Annotated in this window: 7 protein-coding genes; 3 read left to right on the forward strand and 4 right to left on the reverse strand. The window is 73.1% G+C overall.

The window, feature by feature from the left end:
• Positions 1 to 359: 359 nt before the first annotated feature.
• Together ABT041_RS29075 and pcrA are read left to right on the forward strand one after the other, a co-directional pair.
• A complete protein-coding gene (locus ABT041_RS29075; protein ID WP_351189835.1) occupies positions 360 to 713 on the forward strand; it encodes a hypothetical protein in 354 nt (117 codons plus the stop codon).
• 68 nt (positions 714 to 781) lie between these two features.
• Positions 782 to 3,238: a DNA helicase PcrA gene (pcrA, locus tag ABT041_RS29080; RefSeq protein WP_351189837.1), complete on the forward strand. Its 2,457-nt coding sequence runs from the start codon at positions 782 to 784 to the stop codon at positions 3,236 to 3,238.
• Between the two features lie 85 nt (positions 3,239 to 3,323).
• Here pcrA and ABT041_RS29085 read toward each other — a convergent pair whose 3' ends face one another.
• Complete coding sequence (locus tag ABT041_RS29085; RefSeq protein ID WP_351189840.1) at positions 3,324 to 4,922, reverse strand: M23 family metallopeptidase; 1,599 nt, start codon at positions 4,920 to 4,922, stop codon at positions 3,324 to 3,326.
• A 222-nt stretch (positions 4,923 to 5,144) separates the two neighbouring features.
• Positions 5,145 to 5,936, reverse strand: coding sequence for a lipase family alpha/beta hydrolase (locus ABT041_RS29090; protein ID WP_351189842.1), 792 nt, complete (start codon positions 5,934 to 5,936; stop codon positions 5,145 to 5,147).
• A gap of 302 nt (positions 5,937 to 6,238) precedes the next feature.
• Here ABT041_RS29090 and icmB point away from each other — a divergent pair, with 302 nt between their 5' ends.
• A complete protein-coding gene (icmB, locus tag ABT041_RS29095) occupies positions 6,239 to 6,646 on the forward strand; it encodes a coenzyme B12-dependent isobutyryl CoA mutase small subunit (protein WP_041130843.1) in 408 nt (135 codons plus the stop codon).
• 282 nt (positions 6,647 to 6,928) lie between these two features.
• Here the strand turns inward: icmB and ABT041_RS29100 are convergent, their stop codons facing one another.
• Positions 6,929 to 8,569: a DUF5691 domain-containing protein gene (locus ABT041_RS29100; RefSeq protein WP_351189845.1), complete on the reverse strand. Its 1,641-nt coding sequence runs from the start codon at positions 8,567 to 8,569 to the stop codon at positions 6,929 to 6,931.
• A 38-nt stretch (positions 8,570 to 8,607) separates the two neighbouring features.
• Positions 8,608 to 9,363 (reverse strand): SWIM zinc finger family protein (locus ABT041_RS29105; RefSeq protein WP_502976612.1); only part of this gene is annotated, 756 nt, incomplete at its 5' end.

Below are 9,363 nucleotides of genomic sequence, written 5' to 3' on the forward strand. Positions count from 1 at the left end.
CGGTGCGCTGCCACGAGGGCGGGTCACATCCTCTTCCCTGAGGGGGACGGTGCCCGCCGGGCCGACGGCGGGCCGCACAGGGGAGACGGACCGCCACCGGGTTTTCTCGGCGGGGGTGACCGACGGCCGCCGGATCGCCGGCGGTGGTGGGGAGCCGGTCACCTGGTGGAGGACGCTAAACCGGGGGTCACGGCCGGACGGGGAGTTGAACGTTATTGGCGCCAGTTGACGTGTCGGGGACCGAACTCTTTCGCCCGGAGTGAGGGGCCGGGGTCATTCCGGCAGCCGTCCGACCGAAGCGGCGGGGTGAGTGGACCCGGCCGGGGAGCGGTGCTAGGGCCCCGGTTAGGCTCCGGCCCATGGACGTACTCATCAATGTCTTCGTCGCCCTGCACATCATCGGCATCGCCTCCCTGCTCGGCGGTTTCCTCACCCAGATGAAGGCGATGGGCGCCGGTACGGCCCGCTTCGTCCCCGCGATGCTGCACGGCGCGCTGACCATGCTGGTCACGGGCGTCGCGCTGGTCGGCCTCAACCAGGCCGACGACCACACCGTGAACAACCTCAAGGTCGGCATCAAGCTGGCGATCCTCGTCGTGATCCTGGGCCTGGTCTACGTCAAGCGGGACGAGGAGCGGGTCGACAAGGGCCTCTTCGGTGCCGTCGGCGGTCTGACCATGGCGAACATCTTCATCGCGACCCTCTGGGTGTGAGCGCTTCCACAGCCTCCGTCCCGAAGGCGGGCCCGGATGTCGGTGGGGCGTCCTAGACTCGTGAGGCGATGAGCAGCCTCTTTGACGACAGCTTCCTGGCGAGCCTCCAGAACCACTCGGAGGAGCCCCCGCCCCCGCCCGAGGACCCCGAGAGCGACGAGCACGGCTCCCCGGCCACGGAGGAGGTCCCGCACGACCTCTTCGGGGAGCACTTCGACGCGCCCCCGCCCGCCCGGGACACGCACTACCGCGACGGCCACCCCCGGCCCGTCGTGGACGCCGCCGCGCTCCTGGAGGGGCTGAACGAGCAGCAGCGCGCCGCCGTCGTCCACACCGACACCCCGCTGCTCATCGTCGCCGGTGCCGGCTCCGGCAAGACCCGGGTCCTCACCCACCGCATCGCCCACCTCCTGGCCACCCGGCATGTGCACCCCGGCCAGATACTGGCGATCACCTTCACGAACAAGGCCGCCGGCGAGATGAAGGAGCGCGTCGAGCAGCTCGTCGGACCGCGGGCGAACGCGATGTGGGTGATGACCTTCCACAGCGCCTGCGTCCGCATCCTGCGCCGCGAGTCGAAGAAGCTCGGCTTCACCTCCTCCTTCTCGATCTACGACGCCGCCGACTCCAAGCGGCTGATGTCGCTGGTCTGCCGGGACCTGGACCTCGACCCGAAGAAGTTCCCGCCGAAGTCGTTCAGCGCCAAGATCTCGAACCTGAAGAACGAGCTGATCGACGAGGAGACCTTCGCCGACCAGGCCGCCGACGGCTTCGAGAAGACGCTCGCCGAGGCGTACCGGATGTACCAGGCGCGGCTGCGCGAGGCCAACGCCCTGGACTTCGACGACATCATCATGACGACGGTCCACCTGCTCCAGGCGTTCCCGGACGTCGCCGAGCACTACCGCCGCCGCTTCCGCCACGTCCTCGTCGACGAGTACCAGGACACCAACCACGCCCAGTACACCCTCGTGCGCGAGCTGGTCGGCACCGGCTACGAGGACCTCGGCCCGGCCGAGCTGTGCGTCGTCGGCGACGCCGACCAGTCGATCTACGCCTTCCGCGGCGCGACCATCCGCAACATCCTCCAGTTCGAGGAGGACTACCCGGACGCGACGACGATCCTCCTGGAGCAGAACTACCGCTCCACCCAGACGATCCTCTCCGCCGCCAACGCCGTCATCGAGCGCAACGAGTCCCGCCGTCCCAAGAACCTGTGGACGAACGCGGGCGCCGGATCGCAGATCACCGGCTACGTCGCCGACACCGAGCACGACGAGGCCCAGTTCGTCGCCGACGAGATCGACCGGCTCACCGACGCGGGCGACGCCAAGGCCGGGGACGTCGCCGTCTTCTACCGGACCAACGCCCAGTCCCGCGTCTTCGAAGAGATCTTCATCCGCGTCGGACTGCCCTACAAGGTCGTCGGCGGCGTGCGCTTCTACGAGCGCAAGGAGGTCCGGGACGTCCTGGCGTACCTCCGGGTCCTCGCCAACCCCGAGGACAACGTGCCGCTGCGCCGCATCCTCAACGTCCCGAAGCGGGGCATCGGCGAGCGCGCCGAGGCGATGATCGACGCCCTCTCCCTGCGCGAGAAGATCACCTTCCCGCAGGCCCTCAAGCGGGTCGACGAGGCGTACGGCATGGCGGCCCGCTCGGCGAACGCGGTGAAGCGGTTCAACGCGCTCATGGACGAGCTGCGCACCGTCGCCGAGTCCGGCGCGGGCCCCGCCGTAGTCCTGGAGGCCGTACTGGAGCGGACCGGCTATCTGGCCGAGCTGCAGGCCTCGACCGACCCGCAGGACGAGACCCGGATCGAGAACCTGCAGGAACTCGCCGCCGTGGCCCTCGAGTTCGAGCAGGAGCGCGGCGAGGAGCCCGCGACCCTCGCCGAGTTCCTGGAGCAGGTCGCCCTGGTCGCCGACTCCGACCAGATCCCGGACGAGGACGAGGAGGGCCGGGGCGTCATCACCCTGATGACCCTGCACACCGCCAAGGGTCTGGAATTCCCGGTGGTGTTCCTCACCGGCATGGAGGACGGCGTCTTCCCGCACATGCGCGCCCTCGGGCAGACGAAGGAGCTGGAGGAGGAGCGGCGCCTGGCGTACGTGGGCATCACGCGCGCGCGTGAGCGGCTCTACCTCACCCGCTCGTCGATGCGCAGCGCCTGGGGCCAGCCCTCGTACAACCCGGCCTCGCGCTTCCTGGAGGAGATCCCGCCCACGTACCTGGAGTGGAAGCGGACCGGTCCGATGGCGAAGCCCGCCGGCCCGACCTCGGGGATCACCTCCTCGCTGTCCTCCTCCCGCGCGCGCTCCGGCCCCTCCGGCTTCGCCACCCGGCGCGCCGGCGAGAAGCCGGTGATCTCCCTGCAGGTCGGCGACCGCGTGACGCACGACCAGTTCGGTCTCGGCACGGTGGTGTCGGTGACCGGTGGGGGCTCGGACGCCCAGGCGACGATCGACTTCGGCGACGAGAAGCCGAAGCGGCTGCTGCTGCGGTACGCGCCGGTCGAGAAGCTGTAGCGAGACGGTACGGCGATACGGGAAAGGGCCCCGGCAGCAGCTGCCGGGGCCCTTTCCCGTACGAAGTACGAACGCGGGGGAAGGCTCAGCTGGTCGGGTCGAGGCCGTGGCTGCGCAGCCAGGGCAGCGGGTCGATCGCGGAGCCGCCGCCGGGCCGGACCTCGAAGTGGAGGTGCGGGCCGGTGGAGTTGCCGGAGTTGCCGGAGTACGCGATGACGTCGCCGGCCTTGACGTACCCCGAGCGGAGTTTGGTGCTGCTCAGGTGGCAGTACCAGGTCTCGGTGCCGTCGGGGGCGGTCACGATCGCCATGTTGCCGTAGGCGCTGTTCCACTGCGTACGGACGGTGCCGTCGGTCGCGGCCATCACGGGGGTGCCGTACTGGACGGGGAAGTCGATGCCGGTGTGCAGCGACATCCAGTTGACGCCTGCCTGGCCGAACCGGGCGCTGAGCTGGTGCAGCTTCACCGGCAGCAGGAACTTGGGGCGCATGGCCTCCTTGCGCGCCGCCTCCTCCTCGCGCTTCTTCTTCTCGGCGGCCTGGCGGGCGCGGAGGTCGATGCGCTCCTGGGTGCGGCTGGCGCGGTCGCCGAAGTCGCGGGCGTCGGCGCTGAGCGCGGCGAGCTGGGTGTCGAGCGCGGTGTTGGCGGCGACCGGCTTGACCGAGGCCGGGTCCGCGGCGGCGAGCGCGGTCGTGTCGTCCTTCTGCCCGCCGGTCGTGGTGGGGCCGGTGAGGCCGCCGACGGAGGCGGCGGCGATGCCGGCGACTCCCATGACGCAGGCGGAGGGGACGGCCACGGTCAGCAGCGCGGACCGTTTGGCGGGGGTACGGCGACGGCCGCGGCTGCCGCCGGAGGAGCGGCGCACGGGGCGGCCGGCGAGGGCCGGGTCGGTACGGACCTCGACGGCCGGCCCGTCGACCGTGAGGTCGTCGCCTTCGTCACCGTCGTAGCCGTCGTAACCGTCAGAGCTCTCGTAACCGCCAGCGCTCTCGTAGCCGTCGTACGCGTCGTCCTCGCCGTCCTCGAAGGCTTCGAGGGCCTCCGGCTCCCCGGCCTCGGCCAGGTCGTCGGCCCGGGCGTACGTCTCGTCGGCCTCGTCGGCGCCGTACTCGAAGGCGAACTCGGCGGTGTGCTCGGCCTGCGGCGTGTACTGCTGGGGGACGAGCGTCTCGGGCTCCGCGGCCGCGTGGTTCCACGCGGTGGCGTCGAAGGCGCCGGTCTCGGTGGCGAAGGCGGGGGCGGCCCACTGGCCGGTGGCGTCGTAGGCCTCGTAGCCGTAGGTGCCCTGGGCGGCGTACGTGCCGGCGTGCGCGGTCTCGTACTGGCCGGTGTGCTGGGCCTCGGTCCAGGCGGAGGCGTCCCACTGACCGGTGGTGTCGTACTGCGTCGTGGTGGTCGCGTACGTGCCGGTGGCGTCGTAGCCGGGGGCAGCGGCGTTCCACTGGCCCGTGGTGTCCCACTGGCCGGTCGTGTCGTACTGCCCGGTGGTGTCGTACTGCCCGGTGGTGTCGTACTGCCCCGTCGTCGCGTACGTGCCGGTGGCCGCGTACTGGCCGAGGTCCCACTGGCCGCTGTGGTCGGCCTGACCGCCGGGGTAGGCGCCGAACAGCGGGTCGATGGCGAAACTGCCGGTGGAGTGGGGGCCGTCTCCGACGTACCCGGCGTGGGGGTGCTGGTCGTTCACCAACGTCTCTCTCGCCTCGGCAGCAGGACCAGTCCGGGGCGGGCCCGTGAGGGGTGTCCCGGGGGTAAGCAGTGGCGCGACTGTACCCGGCGGTACGCGCGGCGGACAATCTTCGGAGGGGTTTGGGCCCGTAGGAAACGGGCAATCGACCGTCTTTTGCCAGCTCGGGTGGAGAGCTTTGGCCTTGTGTTCGATGAACGTTCGAAGAACGGTGTCGTGCGGTCAGGCGACGGAGGTCGCGCCCGTCCCCTCTTCGCGGGCTCCGGAGGCGGCCGGACCGCCGGCGTCCAGGGCCTCCCGGACCCCGGCGGCCACCGTCGGATGCACGGGCAGCGCGAGATGGCCGATGCCGCTCACCCGCACGTTGTGCACGAGCAGGTCGGGATGGTCGAGACGAGCCGTCTCCACCGGCACCATCACCTGGTCCAGATCGCTCCAGAAACTCACGAAGCGGGTCCGGCAGCCCGGCGCGGGCTCCGCGAGCTCCCGCAGGACCTCCGAACCGGGCCGCATCTGCCGCACCAGCGGATGGGCGTCGGCGAGCGGAGCGACCGTGGTGCCGGAGTGCGGGGTGCCGAGCGTGACCAGGGTGCGCACCTGTGTGTCGCCGCCGAGTCGCTGCACGTAATAGCGGGCGATCAGCCCGCCCAGACTGTGCCCGACGATGTCGACCTCGGCGTGTCCGGTGCGGGCGCGGATCTCGTCCACCCGGCGGCCGAGCAGTTCTGCGGCGGCCCGCAGGTCGCAGGTGAGCGGGGAGTAGTTGAGCGACTCGACGCAGTCACGGCCGTGCCGGGTGAGGGAACGGCGGAGCAGGACGAAGACCGAACGGTTGTCGACGAAACCGTGCAGGAGGAGGACCGGGCGGCTGTCCGGGGTGATCGTCGTGGCCGGTTCGCCGGGGGAGAGCCGCTCGGCGACGATCCCGGACGGGTAGAGGACGAGATGGCCGGTGAGGATCGCGACTTCCAGCGCGGTGGCCTTCATCAGGGCGGTGACCTTGCCGAGCTCCATGGCCGGCCTCCCGAACGGCACGCGGGGCGCGAGCGCTACCCCGGCCCGCCGCGCCCCCGCGCCGCACGGACGGCGGCACGGGGGCGCGGCGACCTCGTCGCGGCTCCCTTCGCGACCGGCCCCGCTCGCGGCTGGTGGGCCCAGGAGAAGGGCCCGTGAGCGGGGACGGCGCAGAGCGAACATGTCCCACGTGTGATTTCCCCCTCGGTGGCCACCGCGAAACGGCCGGGTGCGGGATGCTGGGGATAACGTTCGTTCACCTCCCCGGCAACGAGGCGCGGGGGTCGCATGTGGAGGCAGTCATGGGTGTGAGCGGTCCGATCCGCGTGGTGGTCGCCAAGCCGGGTCTCGACGGTCACGATCGCGGGGCCAAGGTGATCGCGCGGGCACTCCGCGACGCCGGCATGGAGGTCATCTACACCGGGCTCCACCAGACGCCCGAGCAGATCGTCGACACCGCGATCCAGGAGGACGCCGACGCGATCGGCCTCTCGATCCTCTCCGGAGCGCACAACACGCTGTTCGTGAAGGTCCTGGAGCTCCTCAAGGACCGCGACGCGGAGGACATCAAGGTCTTCGGCGGCGGCATCATCCCCGACGCGGACATCCCGCCGCTGAAGGAGAAGGGCGTCGCGGAGATCTTCACGCCGGGCGCGACGACCGCGTCGATCGTCGACTGGGTGAACGCGAACGTCCGCGTCGCCGCGTGATCCGCTGCGCGGTGCGCATGCGGTGACAGGGCCTTCCCGTTCGTGAGGGCCCTGTCCCGTTCCGGCGGGGAACCGCCCCGGCGGAGGGCGGTCCCGGCTCGGGTAGTACCGGCACGGGGGATCGGCCGGACCGGCGCCTCAGGAGCCGGACGGTGGTGCGGGACGGGAACGGCGGTGCGTGTCCGGGGGCCGTACGGGGTCCGGGGGCGGTGCGGGGTCCGGGGGCCGTACGGGGTCGGGCGGCGGTGCGGAGTTCGGTGGGCGTACGGCGTCCGGTAGCCGTCAGGCGTCCGGTGGGGTGAGTTCCGCGTGCATCGCGGCGCGGAGCCGTAGCGTCGAGACCAGGCGCTGGAAGGCCTCCGCCCAGTAGTCGCCCGCGCCGGGGGAGTGGTCCTCGGCCTCGTCGGGGCGGGCCGTCAGCGACTCCAGCTGCCGCGCCGCCTCCGGGGCGAGGCAGCGCTCAGCCAGGCCCATCACCCCGCTGAAGCTCCACGGGTAACTGCCCGCCTCCCGCGCGATGTCGAGCGCGTCGACCACCGCCTCGCCCAGCGGCTCCGCCCACGGCACGGCGCAGACGCCGAGCAGCTGGAACGCCTCCGAGAGACCGTGGGCCGCGACGAACGAGGCGACCCACCGCGCCCGCTCCTCCACGGGCAGAGTCGACAGGAGCTGGGCCCGCTCGGCCAGGGACGAGGTGCCGGGGCCCGTCGCGGGCGGGATCGCGGGGGAGCCGAGCAGCGCCCGCGACCAGGCCGGGTCCCGCTGGCGCACGGCCGCCCGGCACCAGGCCGCGTGCAGCTCGCCCTGCCAGTCGTCGGCGACCGGCAGCGCCACGATCTCCTCCGGGGTGCGGCCCCCGAACCTGGCCGGCCAGGAGGCCAGCGGCGCCGCCTCGACGAGCTGGCCCAGCCACCAGGAACGCTCGCCCCGGCCCGCCGGAGGCGTCGCCACCAGCCCGTCCCGCTGCATCGCCGCGTCGCACTCGTGCGGGGCCTCGACCGCGACCGTCGGCACCGGAGCCGTCCGGTCGAGACCGACGCAGGTGGCCGCCCGGACCGCCATCCGGCCCGCGAGAGCGGAGGCAGGCAGGGCGGACAACAGTTCGGCGGCGGTGGCCCGGACGTTACGGCTCCGATCGCCGAGGGCCTCCTCCAGGAACTCCTCGTCGGCGTCGGAGAGCCCGCTCCGCAGCGAGTCCAGGAACATCAGCCGGTCCTCCGCCCGCTCGGCGGACCAGGTCGACGCGAGCAGCGCGAGACCGGCAGCCGGATCCTCGGCCCGTACGGCCGCGAGGAGGGCGACCCGCTCGGCGAACAGGCCCTCGTCCCACAGAGCCCGGACCCCCTCCGGGTCCCGCGGGGACGGCAGGCGGCCTCCCGCGCCCGTGCCCCGGAGGGCGAACCTCCACTCGGGGTTGAGCCGGGCCAGCCACAGCCCGCGCGGACCGGCCAGGCGCAGCGCCTGGGGCCGCAGGTCGGTGCGGGCCCTCGCCGCGTCGAGCAGCGCCGGCAGGGCGGCGGCCGACGCCTTGTACCCGTACCGGTTGGCGAGGGTCAGCCACTGGGGGAGCAGCTCGGCCAGGTCGGGGGCGGCCCCGCGCCGCCCGGCGGGCGAAGGCGCGGCCCGGCCGGCGAGCAGCTGGTCGAGGCGGCGCCGGGCGGCCTCGGGCAGCGGCGCGCGAGGGTCCTCCGGCGCGGGCTCCGGCAGGGCCGCGGCGGGACCGGGCCGCAGCCCCGCCCTGCGCCGTACGGTGTGCAGCGCCGCCGCGTCGAGCAGCGCACCCGGCACGTCCCGGGCCGCCGTCGAGCCCGCGAGCCCGGCGGGCGGCCGCCGGTCCGTGCCGAGGAGCGCCGAGCTGACGAGCTCCTCCCAGGACGCGTCGTCGGCGCGGGGCGTGGTCGAGGTGGTCGTGGTGGTGTCCATCGGGCTCCTCCCGTGCGTCGGGGCGCGGTGGCCGGAGGTCATATCAGGGGAACCGTCTCGCCCGGGGTCTCCGGCGACCAGGCGGCGAGCGGGGTGAACCCCCGGTGCCCGCACTCCCCGAAGACGGTCACCGGAGCGCCGCCCGACAGCGCGACCAGGCGCCACAGACCGGGCCGGGACTGGGCGGCGGGCGTCAGGGGCAGCGCCTCGCGGCCGTCGGCGTCGGCGAGCTGCCAGCCGTACTCCGCACGGGCCGGGACCACCCCGCTCAGCGTCACCGGCCAGGACTCCAGCCACGGGTCCTCGGACAGCGCGCGGCCATACGCGTCGAGCGCCGCGCCGACAGGTCCGCCCGCCGGCGGGGCGACAGGACCCGCGACCGGGACGAACTGCTCGCCCGGCTCCGCCCGCACCTGGCCGGCGCCGGTGTGCGGGGTCAGCTCGCCGTCGAGCAGCGCGCCCACGGGAAGGGCGAGTTGGGGCGCTCTGCCGGCCGCCCCGAAGGAGAGCAGGAGCGCGGTGCGGCCGGTCGTCGTGCCGTGCAGCCAGATCCGACGGGTGGTCAGCCGGGAGTCCGCCGCGTCGTACTGGGCGAGGACCAGCCAGTGGTCGCGCACCGGGACGCCGCCGACCGGGGCGGTGAGGCCCACCCGGGTCCGTACCGTCGTCGCGAGCGGGGCGGGCAGCCGGTCCGCCGCCAGCCACGCCCGGTCGAGGAGATGGGTCAGCGCGCACTCCTCCAGGAGCCGCACGGGCCAGCCCGGTCCCGAGCCCGGTATCGCCCCCAACTTCCG

Origin of the sequence: Streptomyces sp. NPDC002825 (assembly GCF_040295385.1) — a bacterium.
Taxonomy (GTDB): Bacteria; Actinomycetota; Actinomycetes; order Streptomycetales; family Streptomycetaceae; genus Streptomyces.

Excerpts from the sequence above, each read along its gene's own strand:
- ABT041_RS29075 (WP_351189835.1), top strand. The coding sequence starts at position 360 with ATGGACGTACTCATCAATGTCTTCGTCGCCCTGCACATCATCGGCATC.
- pcrA (WP_351189837.1), top strand. The coding sequence starts at position 782 with ATGAGCAGCCTCTTTGACGACAGCTTCCTGGCGAGCCTCCAGAACCAC.
- ABT041_RS29090 (WP_351189842.1), bottom strand. The coding sequence starts at position 5,936 with ATGGAGCTCGGCAAGGTCACCGCCCTGATGAAGGCCACCGCGCTGGAA.
- icmB (WP_041130843.1), top strand. The coding sequence starts at position 6,239 with ATGGGTGTGAGCGGTCCGATCCGCGTGGTGGTCGCCAAGCCGGGTCTC.
- ABT041_RS29100 (WP_351189845.1), bottom strand. The coding sequence starts at position 8,569 with ATGGACACCACCACGACCACCTCGACCACGCCCCGCGCCGACGACGCG.